The organism is Spongiibacter tropicus DSM 19543, assembly GCF_000420325.1.
GTDB classification, from domain to species: domain Bacteria; phylum Pseudomonadota; class Gammaproteobacteria; order Pseudomonadales; family Spongiibacteraceae; genus Spongiibacter; species Spongiibacter tropicus.
In genome coordinates this window covers 2,128,385-2,147,651 of sequence record NZ_ATUS01000001.1, presented here as the reverse complement: position 1 = coordinate 2,147,651, position 19,267 = coordinate 2,128,385, and the positions used below count along the sequence as shown (strand labels likewise).

Here is a 19,267-nt window from a genome sequence, read left to right as displayed (position 1 = left end):
CTTTTCCTCTCTCTAATAGATGCATTTATTTTGCATGTTTATGTGTGCTTATAATGTCTTCGATGAAAACCGATGTAAATAGGTAAAAGATGAAGCTGAGTAAACAGACGGACTATGCCTTCCGCACACTGATCTTTCTGGCCGAGCAACCGGCGGGCGAGCGGGTCAGTATTCAGCAGATCTGCGATTTTTTCGAGGTATCCCCCAACCACGTATCAAAGGTGGTGATGCGTCTGGTGCGCCGCGGTGACGTGGAAGCCCTGCGCGGGAAAGGGGGCGGCATACGCCTCGCCAAACCGGCAAGTGACATTTCCCTGCTTGAGATTGTGAAGGAATTTGAAACCACGCTGCGACCGATCAACTGCGCGGAACAGCCCTGCCGCATTCTTAATGGCTGCCGCCTGAAGGGGCTGCTGGACGGCGCGGTGCGCGCCTATCTGGAGAGTCTGGCACCCTACAGTCTCGCCGACATAGCTGGCGGCGAGCTGCAGGTACTGCGCATCGGGGGCTGATCAGTCTTCCGGCAACTCAGCGCTGTGATAGACGTTCTGTACGTCGTCCAGCTCGTTGAGCATGTCCATGAATTTCTCGAACATCGGCAGGTCATCAGCGCTGATTGGCGCGGTGTTCTGGGGAATGAACTGAATTTCTTCGACATCGAAATCGATGCCCTCAAAGGCTTCCTGCAGAGCCTGCTTGGCCTTGAAGAAATCGGTATTGGGCGCAAACACCGTAATTTTTCCGTCTTCACACTCGATATCGCTGACATCGACATCGGCTTCCATCAAGGCTTCCAGTACTGCCTCTTCATCATCGCCGTCAAAGACGAAAATGGCGGAGTGGTCAAACATGTGACTGACACTGCCGGGGGTACCGATTTTGCACTTGGTCTTAGTGAAGGCCAGACGCACATCGCCAAAAGTACGGTTGGGGTTGTCGGTCAGGCAGTCCACAATCACCATGCAGTTGCCGGGGCCAAAGCCCTCGTAGCGCGCAGGAGAGAAGTCCTCACCGGCACCGCCCTGGGCTTTGTCGAGTGCGTTTTTAATGACATGGCTGGGCACCTGATCTTTCTTGGCGCGATCCATCAGACTGCGCAGGGCCAGGTTACCATCGGGGTCAGCGCCGCCGGATTTGGCGACCACGTAGATCTCGCGACCGTATTTGCTGTAGACCTTGGTTTTTGCCGCGGCCGTTTTGGCCATGGAATCTTTACGGTTCTGATACGCTCTGCCCATTACCTGGCTCCGCCGTTCATACAAGAAATTAAAGGGTGGCGATTTTAGCCTGTCACAGCGGGCCTCGCCAAGGCCGCGTCCCCACTCAGAATTCGAACTTCAGCGGGGCTTCTTCCCGGCTTTCCAGCACCACCGGCAAGCGGAAACTGTCGGGCATTTTCTTCATGGTATACACCCGGTCGTGGTCGAGATGGCGATAGCGCATATGCGCGCTATTGAGCAGCTCAATACGGTAGGCATCGTAGTGACCGGGGTCGGTCGGGTCGGCGGGCTTCATGCCGTCCACCATGACCCAGCCGCGGAAAATACGGAAGTACACGTCGCCAGACAGCCCCCAAAAACCCACCTCGGACTGGCTGCTGATTTTGCCATCGGGCGAGGTGCTGCGGAAATCCGTGCGATAGGTACCATCGGCCGCGCGCTCTACCAGCCATTCCTTGCGCACACCGCTGCCAGTTTCATTGATGCCGTACCATTTACCCAACAGTGCCCGGCGGGCCTGGGCCTTTGACAGACCGGTGTCGATTTCCACACTCGGCTCACTCAGTACCGGGGCATGATCAGCGAGCGTGCTGACCGGCATAGGCCGCGCCTGCAAGCGTTTGTCGGCGTGGTCACCCACGCCCACGCAGGCGGTAAGAGGGGCCAACACCAGGAGGGCCATCGCAGCGCTGGCGCCGCGAAGTAGACGCTTAACCATTAATATCATCCAGACATAACAGGCGCTGATGAGCGGGAAAATACAGCGCCGCAGAAATCGGATATTCTAACCCAGTTGCCCGCAAAGCCTCCCGGTAAATCTGCATTTTATTTGCATAGCGCTCGACCTGCTGAGCGAAAAAGTCCTCCAGCGCTCCTTTGGCTTCGGCCGTTTTGTAATCCACAATCCAGCAGCGCGGCTGCCCCTCTGCCGGATCGACAAAGGCCCGGTCGAGGATCAGGGTCTGCCACTGTCCGCCCATACGTCGGCGAATAGTCTGTTCACTGGCCTGCCAGTCGTAGCTGCGCAAGATCCACTGCCCTTGCTCACAGTCCAGAGTGTTGTCCAGCAGCCTCAGCACCCTCGCCAGGCTGGCCTCCAGTCCGGGCTCCGGATGACAGTGGTGTCGCAGGCGCTGACGCAGCGCCCCTTCCAGCCGGGCGCGGTCTTCAATCAGGCGTTTGCTGCCCTGTTGGCGGCCGAGGCGTTCCATCAATTCATGGTAGACAATCCCCACTGCCCGCTCTTCAATATTGTCCTCCAGCACTGCGTTTTCCGACTGTCGCTGTACCCTTTGGAGGGCCGACTCCTCAGTCAGCAGAGGCTGCCATAGCGGATTCAGCGTTGCCGAAAACCCGCGCAGACGCGGCGCCAGCGGCACCCGCATCGGCGCTTCTGCATCGCTCTCATCAAGCAACTCTGCCGCTTCAAAGTCCGGCGCCACGACCGGCCACAATCGCTCAAGAAAACTTCCCGCGTCCGGCTTGAGGTCGTCTTTGCTATTCATTTTCGCCACAGCAAACAGATGCAGCTCACCTTTGGCGCGAGTCAGGGCCACATAGAGCAGGCGATCCAACTCTTCGCTCAGCGCCTGCTTTTGCACGCCGCAAAGATAGTCGTACAGACGCTGTTCATCGCCACCACTGCGCTGGGGCTTGGGGCCGAACAGCATATGCTGTTGCAGCCGCTGCCAGGCCAGCAGCGGGCGATCGTCGTTGCGACCGCGATTGCCCAACCCCGGCAGAATCACCACATCGAATTCCAGCCCCTTGGATTTGTGGATCGTCATCAATTCAACCGTACTGCTTGGGGGCGCGGCGTAGAGCCTCGACAGTGCCGCTTCCAGCGCCGCGATATCTTCCAGCACACCCGACGGCGCGTGCTCATCCAGCACGGACAGCACCCGGTCAATATCCGCCTGCTGATGGGCTTCGATACAGGCCGGACCACCCAGCCGGTGCCAGAGACTGCGCAGCGCCCAGCGCAGATCCCGACTTTCAGGGCGGGCATCAAGCCAGTTCAGCGCCTCAACCAGGTGGTCACAGGCCTGTCGCCCCTCCTCGCTCAGAGAACGGTGCAACTCCACCTTGAACAGCGCTTCGCGCAGCGGTAATCCGGTTTCACGCAGGCTGAGCAGATCGTCCCAACTCAGTCCCACAAAGGGCGCCCGCAGCAGGCCGGACCAGGCCACGTCATCGGCCTCGTGCCAGAGCGCCCGCAACATCGACAACACATCCATCACTGCCGGCAGCTCGGTGAGACTGTCGATATCCTGCCCGGAAAACGCAATATTGGCGGCCTTGAGCGCCGGGGTAATCTGTCGCAGATGACGGCGGCTGCGCACCAGAATGGCGATACTCGCGGCGGGATTTTCCTGCTGTGCGCGCTGGATAATGGCAACCACCGCCTCCGCCTCGCGCTGGGCGGCGCTGCCCGCGGCATCGACCCCTTTCGCCATGGCAATGGGATGGACCTGCACCCGACCGATGTTCTGCCGCTGGGGCAGGGCCTCCACATAGGCACTGTCACGCTCGGCAAACAGGCCCCGGAAACAATCGTTGACCCAGTTGACCAGAGTGGGCGAGGAGCGGAAGTTGGCACGTAACTGCAACAGGCTCAGGGCCTTGCCCGCAAACCCCGCTGACTGCCTCAGCTCATCGAACAGGCTCACGAGGCTGCCCCGGAAGGCGTAAATGGATTGCTGCAAGTCCCCGCAGAAAAACACCGAGCGGTGATCATCCGGCGTCCAATCCTGACACAAGGCCTTGAGCAGCTCGATCTGGCTAACCGAGGTATCCTGCATCTCATCCACGAGAATGTGCTCAATGCGATCTTCCAGCAGCATCGCCTCACTGACTTCACCGCCGCTCTCGGCGCGCAGAGCATGAATAGCGCGCAGAGCAATTTCGCCAAAGTCGACACCGCCGCGCTGTTCAAACACCAGCCGCAAATGCGCCAGCAGATAGCGCAGCGCGATACAGAAGTGGCCGACCAGCTCGCGGGAACCCTCAGGCAATACCGGCGGCGGCAGCACGGCGAGCGCCTGCCAGTCAGCGGCGATGGCATCGGGGTCATCGTCCTGCGCGCGCTTCAGCCAGTCTTTGGCCTGCTCCGTGCCCGGCTGGCCTTTCTTGAACTTGGCGTGTTGCACGGAGCCCGGCTTATAGAGCTGACCGTTGTTGTTACAGATACTTCGGCCTATCGCCGACAACAGGGGTAAATCCTCGACCGTCACCTGCTCAGGCACAGGCAGTTCCGCCGCCCAGCCGTGGTCGTCGCAGACGCCGGAAGAGTCGCGGTACGCGGCAAATAATTCCTCAACACCAAAGGCCTGCAAACGCGACCAGTGTACGTGGAAGGCCTCGCTGACCAGCGCCGTCAGTGCCGCATCCATCACGTCCAGATCGGCACCGAGAATATCTTCCTGCCACTGGTCGCGCTTGGCGAGCAGCGCCGACAACAGCGGCTGTAAAGTTTCGATGCGGTTGCTGCCGTAGCGCAGCAAGCTTTCCAGTGCCTCGCGCAGCGGGGGTGGGCAACTGGGCTCATCGAGCTGGCGAAACAGCTCCAGAATCGCCTCCCGATACAGGGCTTCGCTATCGCTGACCGGTGCCGCCGCGCCCAGCCCCGACAACAGCGGCAGCCGCCGCACCAGACTTCCACAAAAGCTGTCGAAGGTGGCGATGCGCAATCGCGCACTGTTTTCCAGCAGATTCCAGTTGAGCCGCGCCTGATGCTCACGCACGGCCAGCACCGCCTCGCGGATATCGCGATCAAACACGCTGTTGATCGGCATGGATTCCGCCGATTGCAGGGCGCCCATCACCCGCTCTTTGATTTCACCCGCCGCTTTGTTGGTAAACGTAATCGCCACCACATGCTCAGGGCGCTCAACACACAGCAGGCAACGCAGATAGCGCAGCAGCAGCACGCCGGTCTTCCCCGAACCTGCCGGGGCGCTCAGTAATACCGAGCGCGTCGGCTCCACCGCCTGTTCACGCTGGAGCTGATCGGGAGGGCTGAGTAATGCGCTCATGCCTCATCCTCCGCGGTAGCGGCATCACGCAGCAGCGGCAGCAGGTAAGCGCTGAAGCTGCGATCGAGCTGGGTGTTGTAGTCGTGGGCAATATTGCCCGCCAGAATGCCCTCGGCCATGCCCTGTAGCGCCCGCTCCCAAGCCCCCAGTTCAGCCTGCCATTTCTCGGGGCTGTCGACATCATTGTCATGGGCGCGCTTGGCAATCACGCTGTTGGCCCAGTTGCTGCGCAGGTGCACCTTAAGGTCGTCGGGACTGCGCAACTGCGCCAGCATCACGCCATCGACCGGCGCTTTATCGTTGGCGGTCAGCGCGTAAATGGGCAACTGCGGCTCAGTTAACGAATCACTGTTCAGCGCCTTGCCGTCGATGCTGCCGGTTTTGTAATCAATGACCAGTCGCTTGTCGCCAATCCGATCAATGCGGTCAATCCGAAGCTTGAGTGGAATCCCCATCAGCTGGGCATCCATCGCTGTTTCCAGCGCCTCAATTTCAAAATCCTGCAGCCTCGCTTTTTCCTTGTACTCCAGCCAGTGGCTGATCAGCGCAACGACCCGCGTTTTTTCCAGGCGCAGCAGGGATTCGCCAAAACGTTGGGGATTGATCTCTGAATGTTGCAGCGCCTCGTCGACACACTGCCCCACCAGCGCCTCAATACGCGGAAAATCCAGTGCATCCAGCGCCGCCTTGTTACCCAGCCGCTGCCAGACCTTTTCCAGACTGTCGTGAACGAGAATACCCTGCAGGCGGTGATCCAGCCCTTCTGCGGGCCGGGGAAACTCCTTCAGTCGCAAGCGGTATTTCAAAAAGGCGAGGAAGGGACTTTGGGCATATTCCTTGAACAGACCGCTGCCACCACGCAACTGACTGCGCTGCGCCGCGGCTACCGGGCGCACATTATCGTCCTCTGGCAGCGACAGGTCTCCCGCCAGCTGGCAAACCGCCGCAGGAGAAATACCGTCCGCCTGCGGCAACTCGGGCAGCAGGCTGCACGGCAATCTCGGGGTACCGCTGAGGTCTTCGGCGGCATAGCTGCACTGCAACTGCGGTGCGCTGCGCAGCAGGCCTTGCAGCAGGCGGCGGTCGCGCTGCAAACACAAACCGGCTTCACAACCTTCTACCCCGGCATTTCGCTGGAGTTGCTGGGGCAGAAATGCCGACGGCTCGGCGCGACGCGGCAAGGCAGCGTCGTCCAAACCGGCGATCCACATGCCGTCAAATTGCAGGGCAAGTGCGTCGTCATAGTTCATGATGCGCACCGGCGGCGGTTGGCGACGGCTGACCGCAAAGCGCTTGGTGGTAAGGATGTGATGCAGCCAGCGCAGGGCTTCATCCTGTGGAATCTCGCCAAGCTGGCGATCCAATGCGCGGAATACGTCCATCGCCTGACTGAAGCCGCGTCGGCAATCCGCTACCACCGGGTCATCGCTATCCGCATTGGGCCAGCCTGCGGCCAACAGCATCTGATCAAAGCGCCGTACCCAGGCCGAGGGTAATTGCCGCGGCGGCAGCGCCTGAAGCTGCTCCTGCAGCGCCTGCAACACGCCCACGCCCGCGTCATCGGAGAAGTATGGCGCCAACGACAGCATTTCCCCGAGCTTGCACTGCGCTGCCAAACGGTCCCGGCAGAAGCGGTCAAACTCCGCGCGGGGCTGACGCAAGGCGGGCCAGTCAGCAACAAAGCGACTGCGCAACACCCGGCTCAACTGTTCCAGCGGCAGCGCCGTGTGCCGCAGAGAAATGACATCCCAGGCGGCGCGGATCAGCGGGTAGGCATAAAGACTTTCGCTGCCCTCAAAAACCCAGGGTTCTTCAAGCGCGTCAGCGCCCACGTAGAGTGACTGCGGATAGAGCTGGCGGCGCAGGGCGCGCTCCAGGGGGGGCCGGTAGGCGTTCATATCCGGCAGCAGAACCGCCAGGCTGGCTTGAGGTTCACGGGCAAGCTGAGCCGCCAACCAGTTGGCGATAGCTTCGCATTCGTCATCGCCATGGGTCGCAGCCCATAGCTGCGGTGAGGCAATCGGGCGCTCATCATCAAGCCTGTAGGACTGCACACCTTCGACCACGCACTGATCGACAAACTGCCGGGCAGCCGGCGGCAGGCTGAGCGCAGGCGACAGAATCAATTGATCCGGCAGTTGCAGTTCACCTCGATTCAGCGCTTGGGAAAGCGCCGCCGGTAGTTGCTCACTGCTCAGCGCATGCAGCTCATCAAGGGCCTGTTGCATGGCCTCACGCCAGTGGAAGAACGCCAAATATTCGGGGGAAAACAAATAGTCATCACGGTCACTGCCGAGCTGGTAAGCGGCGTGAAGCTGAAAAGCATCGACAAACTGACGGACGATAGCGAGGCTGTTGAGGCAATCACCGGGAAACAGTTCGCTGCCTTCAATAATCCGCCGTGCGATAGCCAGCAATTGTATCGGACGCAGCACCTGCTGACTGGGCAGACTGGCATCCCAGAGTTCGGCCAACCATTGCCCGAGAGGCATTACGGTGATGGTTTCCAGAAAGGCCTGATCGTGCTCACCGCGCTGGGTGGCGATCCGGTCCCGCAGTTGGCGCGCGCTGGCATCGCTGGGCATCAGCACCACACTGTGGCCGGGCAAAGCCAGCAGTGCCTCTAGGCGAAGGTGACGCATTCAGCCTCCCTGTGTTGTCAGCCAGTCTCGCAAAGCCGCTATTCTGCCATGAATTCCCAAACCGGGCCGGAACAGAAATCGCGGCCATAAAAAAAGCCGCGACGAGCGCGGCTTTTCGCAATCGGGCAAAGCAGCCTTACTTGATTTTGGCTTCTTTGTAGATCACGTGCTTGCGAACCACCGGATCGTATTTCTTGAATTCGAACTTGTCGGGGGTGTTACGCTTGTTTTTAGTGGTCGTGTAGAAGTGACCAGTACCCGCGCTGGAGACCAGACGGATTTTATCGCTAGCGCCTTTCTTCGCCATGACGGTTCTCCTTAGTATTTCTCGCCGCGGGCACGCAGATCAGCCAGAACAGCATCAATGCCCTTTTTGTCGATGATACGCATACCCTTTGCAGACACGCGCAGGGTTACGAAACGTTTTTCTGCCTCAACCCAGAAACGGTGGCTGTGCAGGTTCGGCAAAAAACGACGACGGGTGCGGTTTTTTGCGTGAGATACATTGTTTCCGGTTACCGGACGCTTGCCAGTAACTTGACATACTCTGGACATGGTTTTCCTTCGCCTCTTGAGGCTTTTTACGCAAAAAAGCCCGATGAATTCTGCAAACTTCGCCTAAAAATTCTGGGTCTCAGCACCGAAAATCGGCGCCGGCAGCAGGCTTGCACGACACTCGGCCGAGGTCGGACCCAAATAGAGCGCGACTTTATACCAGAAGCCCGCCCCCTAATCAACGAAACTGGCGAAAATTCCATCATTCCGATCCGGCAGCCCTTCTGGTAGCCTTGCTATTTTTATCGCGCGCGATATAAATCACAGCACATCGCCGCCCAAGGAGACTTTCCAGCATGTCACGTGAAGCTCTGTTCCACGCGTTTTCCTGTAAATCACTGATCGTGCGCAACCGCATTGCCATGGCCCCGATGACGCGCTCCCACTCCCCCGGCGGCATTCTGTCTGACGCCATGTGCGCTTATTACCAGCGCCGCGCCGAGGGCGGCGTCGGCCTGATTATTTCCGAGGGCACCGGCATCAATCGTCCGGGCGCGCTGCACGACAACAAGGTGCCACGCTTTCATGGCGAGGCGGAACTGGCTGCCTGGAAACGCGCCGTCGACGCCGTTCACGCTGCCGGGGGCGCCTTTGCCCCGCAGCTTTGGCACGTGGGGTCAATGCACACGACCGGTGACAGCGATGTGATTCCGGATGAACAACTGGAAAGTCCATCGGGACTGGCCATGCCGGGCAAGCCTCGGGGTAAGGTGATGAGTGACAGCGACATTGCCGATACGATTGCCGCCTATGCCGACGCCGCCCGCAATGCCAAAGCCATTGGCTGCGATGCCGCCGAATTTCACGGTGCCCATGGCTATCTGATCGACGAGTTTTTCTGGCCCGCCACCAATGAACGCAGCGACCGCTTTGGCGGCAAGACACTGGTCGAACGCAGCCGTTTTGCGGTCGAAATCCTCAAGGCCGCCCGGGCCGCTGTGGGTGAGGACTTCACGCTGATTATTCGCCTCTCCCAATGGAAGCAGCAGGAGTACACGGCGCGGCTGGCGGAAACACCGGAAGAGATGCAGTGTTGGCTGGGCGCCCTGAGCGACGCAGGTGCCGATATCTTCCACTGCTCTCAGCGCCGCTTCTGGGAGCCGGAGTTCGAGGGATCTTCGCTGAATTTTGCTGGCTGGGCGAAAAAGCTCACCGGCAAGCCCAGCATCAGCGTCGGCTCTGTCGGCCTGGCCAGCGACTTCATAGAATCACTGGCACAGGGCAAATCGTCAGAGCTGGCGGCGGAACAAAGTCTTGAAAACCTTGCCAAGCGGGTGGCCGATGGCGAGTTCGACCTGATTGCCGTGGGCCGCGCCCTGCTGCAAGACCCCAACTGGGTCGCCAAGCTGGAGCAGGGGCGCGACGACGAGTTCGAGCCCTTTGACGTGCGCAGTATGATGAGCCTGAGCTAAGCCTTCTTCATTTCCGCAAATGGCGGGGCGGCTTACAGCAAACCGCGCTCCGCCAACGACACCACCTCCGGTCCGGCCACCACGCAATGATCCAACAGGCGCATGTCCAACAGCGACAAGGCCTCGCGGATACGTGCCGTAATTCGCACATCGGCATCGCTGGGTTCGGCCACCCCGCTGGGATGATTATGCGCCACGATCAGCGCAGCCGCGTGCAGCTCCAGCGCACGTCGGGCAATCTCTCGCGGGTAAACGGCCGCCCCGTCAATCGTGCCGTAAAACAGAGGTTCGTAGGCAATCAGCCGGTGCTGATTATCGAGGTAGAGGGCGGCAAATACTTCGCGATGTTCGCCGCGCAGCTGGGCACAAAGGAACTGCTTGGTGGCCGAGGCACTGGCAAACACCGCATCGCGCCGCAGGGCCTCACCCAGATAGCGGCGGGACATTTCGATCACCGCCTGCAGCTGCACATATTTCGCATCGCCCAGTCCCTTAGAGGCACAGAACTGAGACTGGGACGCCGCCATCAGAGCCGTCAATCCACCGTGCTCGGCCAACAGCTCTCTGGCGAGGTCCACCGCCGACTTGCCGCGCACGCCGGTACGGAGAAATATCGCCAACAGTTCGGCGTCGGAAAGGGCTTCGGCGCCGCGCGCCAGCAGTTTCTCACGGGGGCGCTCGGCCTCCGGCCAGTGATTAATCGCCACATCACCCTCCTTGGCGTGGCAAACGCAGATCGCAGGCGGCGGTAGTCCCCACCGCCCTGAACGTTCATAATAGCTGCTTGATTTGCAATATCGAGCCCCGGCATGAAGCAGCTCAGTAACCGACATATTCTCCTCGGCATCAGCGGCGGGATCGCCGCCTATAAAAGTGCCGAGCTGGTGCGCCGCCTGAAAGACCACGGCGCCGACGTGCGCGTCGTCATGACCGCCGCTGCCATGGAGTTCATCACTCCGCTGACCCTGCAAGCACTGTCGGGCAATCCGGTGCATACCACACTGCTCGATCCGGAGGCTGAAGCGGGCATGGGGCATATCGAACTGGCGCGCTGGGCCGACCTGATTCTCGTGGCCCCTGCCAGCGCCGATCTGATGGCGAGACTAGCCAACGGTCGAGGCGACGACCTGCTGACCACCTTGTGTCTTGCCACCCCGGCGCCCGTTGCCCTGGCACCGGCCATGAATCAGGGTATGTGGCGCGACCCGGCCACGCAGGCCAATGTCGAGATTCTGCGCGAGCGCGGCATTGCGCTGTTTGGACCAGCGGCCGGCGAGCAAGCCTGTGGCGATGTCGGGCCGGGGCGGATGCTGGAAGCCGAGCAACTGGCCGAACTGGCGGCGGGGCTGTTTCAAAGCCGTGCGCTGGACGGCGTAAAATTGTGTATCACCGCCGGGCCAACGCGCGAAGCGATTGATCCGGTGCGTTACATCAGCAACCACAGCTCGGGAAAAATGGGCTATGCCCTGGCCGAAGCGGCCGCCGATGCAGGGGCGCAAGTCACGCTGATCAGTGGCCCAACACAGCTTCCCTGCCCGGAGCGCGTCACCCGTATCGACGTCATCAGCGCGCAGCAGATGTACGACGCCAGCCTGGAAAAAATGGGTAACTGTGACATTTTCATCGCCTGCGCCGCGGTGGCTGACTACCGGCCCGCGAACGTGGAAGAACAGAAGATCAAGAAGCACAACGACGCCATGCGCATTGAGCTGGTACGCAACCCCGACATCGTCAGCGCCGTTGCCAGCCATCCCAAACGCCCCTTTACGGTGGGCTTTGCCGCAGAAACACAGGATGTGGTGAGCTATGCGCGGGACAAGCTGCAACGCAAAAAGCTGGATCTGATCGTGGCCAACGATGTGTCGGACAGCCGCATCGGCTTCAATACCGACGACAACCGCGTGACCGTGATCGGCGCCGATACCGAGCAGCACATCGAGCAGATGAGCAAGCGCCAGCTCGCCCGGCAACTGATCGCCTTGATTGCCCAGCAGCACAGAGAACCGGCAGACTGAGAGCCGCGTTCTGGACAGCCGCCTCAAGGCCTTCCATGATAATGCAACGCCCAACTGGCAGGGATTACCGATAACACCATCATGCTTACGTCGCGCCGCTCACCGAAGAACACCGCCACAAAAGCCTCACTGACGCCTGCCCGGCGGGACATTCTGCTTTCCGGACTGGCCTGTGTGGCACTGATCATGGCGGCATTTTACTGGATTCAGAACATCGAGTTGCCGCGCAGCACCAGCCAGCGCGTCGCCGCGGTCACCAGCGACATCGCCGACAAAGAGAAACGGGTGCTCGACGACCTGCTTGCCGGCATCGGCGAGCGAGTCACTGCCCAGTCCAGCAAACCCGACATTATCGCCGCATTTGACCAGCGCGATGCTGCAGCGCTGAGCAAAGAAGCGCTGGATCTGCGTCGCAGCTTTCCCGCAGCCACCGACAGCAAGCTGATCCGTATCGGCCCTCAGGGTATCGCCGACGAAAGCACTGAAACCAAGCGCCTGCGCAACCATATTGAAATCGACATGTTGCGCAAGGCCATCGACAGTCAGCAGCTCATTATCGAGGCCTACCAGCACGACAAGCGCTGGCTGATTTCGCTCTTGCAAGTCGCCGGTGACCAAGGGGCGATCATCGTCAGCTTCGACGCCGAATTCTTCGCCCGGATTCTGCGCAATATCGCGGGGAACTCCGTCAGTAACCAACTGGTGCAACGCTACAAGGGCAGCGAAAGCGTGGTCATTGCCGCCAATGGCCAGCAGTACAAGCAATACATGGTCAGTCGCGCCCTCACCATCCCCGGCTGGTCACTGGAAGTCTTTCCACAGCAGGTAACGGTCAATGCGCTGACCATCGACAGCACCCTGATCTGGCTGGTTTGTCTGCTGTGCCTGGCACTGATTACTGCCAGCCACAGCATCTTTTTCCTGCGCGCCAGCGCCGCGCCCCTGCGCAAAGCCCTGAGCAGAGAGAGTACCGCCTCACCGGATATTCCCGATATCGACAGCTTGATGGGCAAGGACAAAACCGTTGAGAAGAAGCCGCTGCAAAGCCAGCACGGCGGGCGCTTTGATCCCACCGCCGACCTGCGGCCACCGCTGCCTGAGGCCAAACCCCTGACGCCCAAGAAAACCGCCTCCAAACCCGACAAGCCAGCGCCGCAATCGAGCGCCAAAGAACCCGCCGCCGATGCCCCGCCACCCAATCGCCGAAGCTGCTTCCGCGCCTATGACATTCGCGGGATTGCCGATCGCGACCTGGACAGCGATTACTGCCGCCACATTGGCCGTGCCCTGGGCAGCGAAGCCCTCGCCCGTGGCCAGCAGAAAATCTTGCTGGGGCGCGATGGCCGGGAGAGCAGCCCGCGTATTCGCGAGGCGCTGATCGAGGGCTTGCTGAGCTGCGGCGTTGATGTTGTCGATCTTGGGCTGATCGCCACGCCCATGCTGCACTTCGCCTGCCACGACCTGAATATCGGCAACGCGGTGATGATTACCGGCAGTCACAATCCCGCCGAATACAACGGCATGAAAATGTTGCTGGGCTTTGAAAGCCTGAGCAGTGAAGAGATTCAGGCCCTGGCCGACCGCGTTGCCGAGCAACGCTACGAGCAGGGCGAAGGACAACTCAGCAGCGACAGTATTGAACAGCGCTATATCGACCGCATCTGCGGCGACGTGGTTATTGCGCAGACGCTGAAAGTGGTTATCGATGCCGGCAACGGCGCTACCTCAAATATCGCCGTTCCGCTGTTTGAGGAGCTGGGCTGCGAGGTCACGCCACTGTTCTGTGAAGTGGACGGCCGCTTCCCCAACCGCAACCCCGACCCTACGATTCCCGAAAACCTCGACGCGCTCGCCGCTGCGGTGGCCGAGCAAGGCGCCGATATCGGTATTGCCTTTGACGGCGACGGTGACCGCGTGGCGGTGGTCAGCGCATCCGGACGCCGCCCCCGCGCCGACCAGTTACTGATGGTACTGGCCGACGACATGGTGAGCCGCAATCCCGGCTGCGAAGTGCTGTTCGACGTAAAATGCAGCCGCCTGCTCGGCCAGCTGGTGTTGGACCGTGGCGGCCGCCCGGTGATGTGGAAATGTGGCCACTCGCATATGAAACGCAAGATCGCCAGCAGTGACGCACTGCTCGCAGGCGAGTTCAGCGGCCATATCTTCTTCAAAGAACGCTGGTACGGTTTCGACGACGGCCTGTATGCCGCCGCCCGCCTGCTGGAAGCCCTGACACTGGCCGGCACCACACTGGACGAAGAGCTGGTCAGCTATCCCAAGCTGTTCAGCAGCCCGGAGATTCTGCTGCCCGTGGATGACGAGCGGAAATTTGATGTGGTGAATGCCTTTGCCCAGCAGAACGATTTTCGCGATGCCAAGCTGATCGATATCGACGGTCTGCGCTATGAATTCCGCAACGGCTGGGGCCTGCTCCGGGCCTCCAACACCGGCCCGGCGATCACCCTGCGCTTTGAAGCCGAGAGCGAAGCCGCCCTGGACGGAATTCGTGAAAGCTTCGCACAAACGCTGGCGAAGATTGATCCCAACTTGGCAGATAGTCTTTAATACCGCCTTTTCACCTGCGAACCCAGAGCATGAGACCAGCTATGTCACTAAGCCGCGACGCTGCGGGCGATATCGCCCGCGTTCTGACCGAAGCCCTGCCTTACATCCAACGCTTCACCAATAAAACGATTGTGGTGAAGTTTGGTGGCAATGCGATGATCGACGACGAACTGAAAGAGCATTTCGCCCGCGATATCGTGTTGATGAAGCTGGTCGGCATGAATCCGATTGTGGTGCATGGCGGCGGCCCTCAAATCGGCGACCTGCTCAAGCGATTGCAGATTGAGTCCCATTTTGTAGAGGGCATGCGCGTTACCGACAGCGACACCATGGACGTGGTGGAAATGGTGTTGGGCGGCAGCGTGAATAAGGAAATCGTCTCGCTGCTGAATCATAACGGTGGCAAGGCCGTGGGCCTGACCGGCAAAGACGGCCAGCTCATTCGCGCGCGCAAACTCAAGGTTCGCCACAAGACGCCAGAGATGTCGGCCCCGGAAATTATTGATATCGGCCATGTTGGCGAAGTCGCCAGCATCAGCACTGATGTGCTCGAAATGCTGATCAACAGCGATTTCATCCCGGTGATTGCACCGATTGGCGTCGGCCCGGATGGCGCGTCATATAACATCAATGCCGATCTCGTGGCCGGCAAAGTGGCCGAAGTCCTGAAAGCCGAAAAACTGATGCTGCTAACCAACATCGAAGGGCTGAAAAACAAGGAAGGCAAAGTCCTGACGGGACTGAGCACCGAGCAGGTAGATGCGCTGATCGAAGACGGCACCATCTACGGCGGTATGCTGCCCAAGATCGGCTGCGCCCTGGACGCAGTAAAAGCGGGCGTGAACAGTGCCCATATTATCGATGGCCGCGTGCCCCACGCCGTACTGCTGGAAATCTTCACCGATACCGGTGTCGGCACCCTGATTACCAACCAGAGCCTGCAAGCCGAAGACGCATAAGGATTTTTCATGAACAAGCGTCCCTCGCGCCGCGACGATATTCTGCAGGCGCTGGCTACCATGCTGGAAACACAGCCCGGCAGCCGGATCACCACGGCCAAACTGGCGGCAGAAGTAGGTGTCTCGGAAGCCGCGCTGTACCGCCATTTCCCCAGCAAAGCGAAGATGTTTGAGGGCCTGATTGAATTTGTGGAAGACGCGGTATTCAGCCGTGTAGCCCAAATTGTCGAGCACAGCGACCAAGCCGACGACGCCATCGCCAAGCTGCTACACCTGCTGCTGGCCTTCACCGAGCGCAACCCCGGCATTACCCGCATTTTCAATGGCGATGCCCTGGCGGGAGAACACGAGCGTCTACGCGGCCGCGTGCAACAATTTTACGACCGTCTGGAAATGCAGTTGCGACAAATTCTTCGCGAGGCTGAACTGCGTGAAGGCAAACGTACCCGCGCCACCGCGAATGCCACTGCGAATCTGCTCATGGCATTTGCCGAAGGGCGTATCGGGCAATTTGTGCGCAGTGATTTCAAGCGCGCGCCAACGCAGGACTGGGAAGAACAGTGGGCCCTGTTACAGGACATGCTGTTCCGCTAGGACATCAATCGCGCGGCTCTGACTGCCGGGAATAGCTGCGGCGACGCAGCACCGTTTCCAGCTGAGAGAAGCGCTCTTTATCCCGCTCATAGGCGGCATCGACGTCATCCAGCTCCACCAGCCGCCGCCCGATCTGCTGCTCGGTAGTACTGACTTCGTGACGTAAATCCGCCAGCGTTTTACTCAGCGCCGCAGGCACCGCCTGACCACGGCGTTCCAGCTCTGCGGCTTCGGCCTGATTGTTCAGCACCTGCTGTTTCACGGTGGAAAGATTACTTTTCAATATGGAGATGCGCACCCGAATGTCGGTCAGCGCGCGCTGCTTGGCGTGCTCAATATCATCGATATTGCTGTAGCGCAGCAGCAGGGATTCGTCCCAGGCCCGCAACTTTTCCTCAGCCTCTGCCCGGGCGCGGGCCACCGCCTTTTCTCGGCGAAGGGCTTCACGCTCTTCTTCTGTCAGCTGCGGGGCAACGCTTTTCACCACACTGCCGTCGGCACGAATCACATCGTAGCCGCGCGGCACCACATCGGGTGGAAGACGATCGAGAATCACCACTTTATTGCTGGAATCCACATAGCGGTAGAACAGTTTTTCCGCCGCCTGCGCTGAAACAGCGCCAACAGACAGGGAAATGCCCAACAATACTGCGACTCGCTTTAACAAATCTGCCTACCCTCGTTGCTGCCCTACTTACCTTTTAACTTACAGTGTAACGCCGTATTGGGTCCGGTAATCACTGACCCTGCTCAGCAGCGCCGGGTCGTTGGCGGCACTGCGCAGATACTCGATGATATCCGCCAGACCGACAATGCTTATGACCTGCAGTTGGCGCTCCTGTTCCAGCTCCTGTATGGCCGAGAGCTCGCCTCGTCCACGCTCCTGGCGATCTAGGCCAATCGCTACCGCCGCGACGTCTGCGTCAGCCGCTTCAATCATGGTGATGGCCTCGCGAATGGCGGTACCGGCCGTGATCACATCATCAATAATCAGTACTCGGCCCTTCAGCTCCGCACCCACGATGGTGCCACCCTCGCCGTGATCCTTGGCTTCTTTGCGGTTGTAAGCGAAGGGGACGTCGCGCTGGTGGCGCTGCGCCAGCGCACAGGCCGTTGCCGCAGCAAGTGGAATGCCTTTGTAGGCCGGCCCGAACAGCAGATCGAATTCGACACCCGAATCCACGATCGCATCGGCGTAACAGGCCGCCAGCGCCGCCAGTGATGCCCCGCTGCTGAACCGCCCCGCGTTGAAAAAATAGGGGCTGATGCGGCCAGATTTAAGCGTAAACTCGCCAAAACACAGCGCGTTGCTGTCGATGGCCTGTGAAATAAACTGCTGCTGATACGGTTTGATGCTCATGAAAGGCGATGACTCACTGACAAAAACGTTGGCATATTGGCGGTATTGTACGCCCCGGAACTTCGTCGTCACAGCCACTGGCCCGCTTTATGCAGAGCAATATGTGGGAATATGAAACGAAAAAGCGGATTTTGGCGGTGTTTTTACGGACATTCACCGCTTGCAGATTGTTGTCCAATGGGTTTCATTGTAGTCTAACATGCTGTTTACAGTGGGAATTGCCGACCGGATACGGGCAAGATAACTACCCGCCCTGCCAGCGGCAAAGTACAACCTCCCTCTGCCAAGACCGTAATTGGCGGACAGTTTCAATACACATAGCCTGGGCGACTTTGCCCACACCAGACGTACGAGAACCGCATGAGAATCATCAGCTTTTGCGCTGACAGCATCACTGATGCCGCCGAGAAAGGCTTTTTTGACTGGGTCGTGAAGCAGGATGCCGACATCATCTGCCTGCAGAACCTGGGCATTGCCGAGTACAAGCTCCGCGACGACGTGTTCTTTCCCCGTGAATACAACCCCTACTTCTTCGATGCCGCCGATGGCAAGAGCAACGGCGTTGCCATCTACTGCCGTCAGCTCCCCAAAGCGATTATGACCGGGCTGGGCTTTCTCGATTTCGATATGGAAGGGCTCTACATTCAAGCCGACTTTGACAACATCAGCATCGGCAGCCTGTTGTCACCCTCCGTACCGGACGGCGATGCCGAGGCGCAAATTCGCAAGAACCAGTTTTTTGAGCAGTACTACAACCACCTGCACAAAGTGCGCAACAAGCGCCGCGATTTCATCATTTGCGGCAACTGGGGCATCGCCCACAAAAGCATCGATATTCAGGATGTGAAAGGCAATCACGGCGTTTCCGGCAGCCTGACCGAAGAGCAGCAGTGGATGGAACGCCTGTTCCACGACGAGCACTACGCCGACGCCTTCCGGCTGGTCAACAGCGATGCCGATGAGTTCAGCTACTGGCCCGACGGTGAGCCGGGTAAAAACGGCTGGCGGGTTGACTACCAGGTGGTATCAGAACGCCTGCAAAGCCGCGTTGAGCATGGCGCCATCTACAAGGTTCAGCAGTTCGGCAAGCACGCCCCGCTGATTATGGATTACGACTACGAACTGCCGGAGAGCGCCTTCTAAAAAGGCGCCCTCCGCCGACTTACTCGACCAGCGCTGCCCGCTGTGCAGAGATCAGCTCAGCAATACCTTGCTCAGCCAAATCCATCATCGCATTCATTTCTGAGCGACTGAACGTCGCTCCTTCTGCAGTGCCCTGCACTTCAATCATGCCGCCACTTTCGTCCATCACCACGTTCATATCCGTCTCGGCACTGGAGTCTTCCAGATAATCCAGATCCAGCACGGGCTGCCCCTGATAGACGCCGACCGATACAGCAGCCACCATCTGCTTCAGCGGATCACCGTCAATCGCGCCGCTGCGCTGCAGTGAACGGATGGCATCGACCATGGCCACACAAGCGCCGGTGATCGACGCGGTACGCGTGCCGCCATCAGCCTGAATGACATCGCAGTCCAGCGTAATGGTGTGTTCGCCGAGCAAGGTCAGATCGACAGCCGCGCGCAGCGAGCGGCCAATCAGTCGCTGAATTTCCTGCGTCCGCCCGGACTGCTTGCCTCTCGCCGCTTCTCGCGCCATACGAGACCCGGTAGAACGCGGCAGCATTCCGTATTCCGCCGTCACCCAACCTTGGCCCTTGCCGCGCAGAAACGGCGGCACACTGGCCTCAACCGAGGCGGTACACAGCACTTTGGTGGCGCCGGTTTCCACCAGTACCGAACCCTCAGCGTGACAGGTGTAATGGCGGGTAATACGGGTTTCGCGCTTTTCGTTACCGGCGCGACCGCTGGGTCGAACAACAGTCATAATCATCTCCTATGTCTCAGCCG

17 protein-coding genes are annotated in these 19,267 nt (G+C 59.7%); 7 read left to right on the top strand and 10 right to left on the bottom strand.

Annotation, left to right across the window (positions count from 1 at the left end; translation table 11 throughout):
• Window positions 1-89: 89 nt before the first annotated feature.
• A complete protein-coding gene (locus tag G411_RS0110065; RefSeq protein WP_022959077.1) occupies window positions 90-512 on the top strand; it encodes an Rrf2 family transcriptional regulator in 423 nt (140 codons plus the stop codon).
• On the opposite strand, the gene G411_RS0110060 is transcribed toward G411_RS0110065, so the two are convergent.
• From G411_RS0110060 to rpmB, 6 genes are all read right to left on the bottom strand, one after another.
• Complete coding sequence (locus G411_RS0110060) at window positions 513-1,238, bottom strand: YebC/PmpR family DNA-binding transcriptional regulator (RefSeq protein WP_022959076.1); 726 nt, start codon at window positions 1,236-1,238, stop codon at window positions 513-515. It lies immediately after the preceding gene.
• 85 nt (window positions 1,239-1,323) lie between these two features.
• Window positions 1,324-1,938 (bottom strand): hypothetical protein, encoded by a 615-nt coding sequence (locus tag G411_RS0110055; RefSeq protein ID WP_022959075.1) that lies wholly within the window; start codon window positions 1,936-1,938, stop codon window positions 1,324-1,326.
• Window positions 1,931-5,254, bottom strand: a complete 3,324-nt coding sequence (locus G411_RS0110050; protein WP_022959074.1) for a UvrD-helicase domain-containing protein — start codon at window positions 5,252-5,254, stop codon at window positions 1,931-1,933. The genes G411_RS0110055 and G411_RS0110050 overlap by 8 nt, the downstream gene beginning before the upstream one ends.
• Complete coding sequence (locus tag G411_RS0110045; protein ID WP_022959073.1) at window positions 5,251-7,896, bottom strand: PD-(D/E)XK nuclease family protein; 2,646 nt, start codon at window positions 7,894-7,896, stop codon at window positions 5,251-5,253. Before G411_RS0110045 ends, G411_RS0110050 begins: the two co-directional genes overlap by 4 nt.
• Before the next feature lie 136 nt (window positions 7,897-8,032).
• Entirely contained in the window at window positions 8,033-8,203 is a 171-nt protein-coding gene (gene rpmG / locus G411_RS0110040; protein ID WP_022959072.1) for a 50S ribosomal protein L33, read from the bottom strand.
• Between the two features lie 11 nt (window positions 8,204-8,214).
• Window positions 8,215-8,451 (bottom strand): 50S ribosomal protein L28, encoded by a 237-nt coding sequence (gene rpmB / locus G411_RS0110035; protein ID WP_022959071.1) that lies wholly within the window; start codon window positions 8,449-8,451, stop codon window positions 8,215-8,217.
• Window positions 8,452-8,747: 296 nt separating this feature from the next.
• Between rpmB and G411_RS0110030 the strand changes: the two genes are divergently transcribed.
• Window positions 8,748-9,863 carry an NADH:flavin oxidoreductase gene (locus G411_RS0110030; protein ID WP_022959070.1) on the top strand — a complete coding sequence of 372 codons (1,116 nt, stop codon included), beginning with the start codon at window positions 8,748-8,750 and terminating at the stop codon, window positions 9,861-9,863.
• Between the two features lie 32 nt (window positions 9,864-9,895).
• Here the strand turns inward: G411_RS0110030 and radC are convergent, their stop codons facing one another.
• Complete coding sequence (gene radC / locus G411_RS0110025; RefSeq protein ID WP_022959069.1) at window positions 9,896-10,570, bottom strand: RadC family protein; 675 nt, start codon at window positions 10,568-10,570, stop codon at window positions 9,896-9,898.
• A 102-nt stretch (window positions 10,571-10,672) separates the two neighbouring features.
• Between radC and coaBC the strand changes: the two genes are divergently transcribed.
• The 4 genes from coaBC (at window position 10,673) to slmA (ending at window position 15,996) form a co-directional block, all read left to right on the top strand.
• Window positions 10,673-11,878 (top strand): bifunctional phosphopantothenoylcysteine decarboxylase/phosphopantothenate--cysteine ligase CoaBC, encoded by a 1,206-nt coding sequence (coaBC, locus tag G411_RS0110020; RefSeq protein WP_022959068.1) that lies wholly within the window; start codon window positions 10,673-10,675, stop codon window positions 11,876-11,878.
• 81 nt (window positions 11,879-11,959) lie between these two features.
• Window positions 11,960-14,443 carry a phosphomannomutase/phosphoglucomutase gene (locus G411_RS20040; RefSeq protein WP_022959067.1) on the top strand — a complete coding sequence of 828 codons (2,484 nt, stop codon included), beginning with the start codon at window positions 11,960-11,962 and terminating at the stop codon, window positions 14,441-14,443.
• Window positions 14,444-14,484: 41 nt separating this feature from the next.
• Window positions 14,485-15,402 (top strand): acetylglutamate kinase, encoded by a 918-nt coding sequence (gene argB / locus G411_RS0110010; RefSeq protein ID WP_022959066.1) that lies wholly within the window; start codon window positions 14,485-14,487, stop codon window positions 15,400-15,402.
• Window positions 15,403-15,411: 9 nt separating this feature from the next.
• Window positions 15,412-15,996 (top strand): nucleoid occlusion factor SlmA, encoded by a 585-nt coding sequence (gene slmA / locus G411_RS0110005; protein ID WP_022959065.1) that lies wholly within the window; start codon window positions 15,412-15,414, stop codon window positions 15,994-15,996.
• 4 nt (window positions 15,997-16,000) lie between these two features.
• Here the strand turns inward: slmA and G411_RS0110000 are convergent, their stop codons facing one another.
• Both G411_RS0110000 and pyrE read right to left on the bottom strand, forming a co-directional pair.
• Window positions 16,001-16,663, bottom strand: a complete 663-nt coding sequence (locus G411_RS0110000; RefSeq protein ID WP_157581205.1) for a hypothetical protein — start codon at window positions 16,661-16,663, stop codon at window positions 16,001-16,003.
• A gap of 39 nt (window positions 16,664-16,702) precedes the next feature.
• Window positions 16,703-17,356 carry an orotate phosphoribosyltransferase gene (gene pyrE, locus G411_RS0109995; RefSeq protein ID WP_022959063.1) on the bottom strand — a complete coding sequence of 218 codons (654 nt, stop codon included), beginning with the start codon at window positions 17,354-17,356 and terminating at the stop codon, window positions 16,703-16,705.
• Between the two features lie 360 nt (window positions 17,357-17,716).
• Here pyrE and G411_RS0109990 point away from each other — a divergent pair, with 360 nt between their 5' ends.
• Entirely contained in the window at window positions 17,717-18,499 is a 783-nt protein-coding gene (locus tag G411_RS0109990; RefSeq protein ID WP_022959062.1) for an exodeoxyribonuclease III, read from the top strand.
• A 19-nt stretch (window positions 18,500-18,518) separates the two neighbouring features.
• On the opposite strand, the gene rph is transcribed toward G411_RS0109990, so the two are convergent.
• Complete coding sequence (rph, locus tag G411_RS0109985) at window positions 18,519-19,250, bottom strand: ribonuclease PH (protein ID WP_028968323.1); 732 nt, start codon at window positions 19,248-19,250, stop codon at window positions 18,519-18,521.
• Window positions 19,251-19,267: the final 17 nt, after the last annotated feature.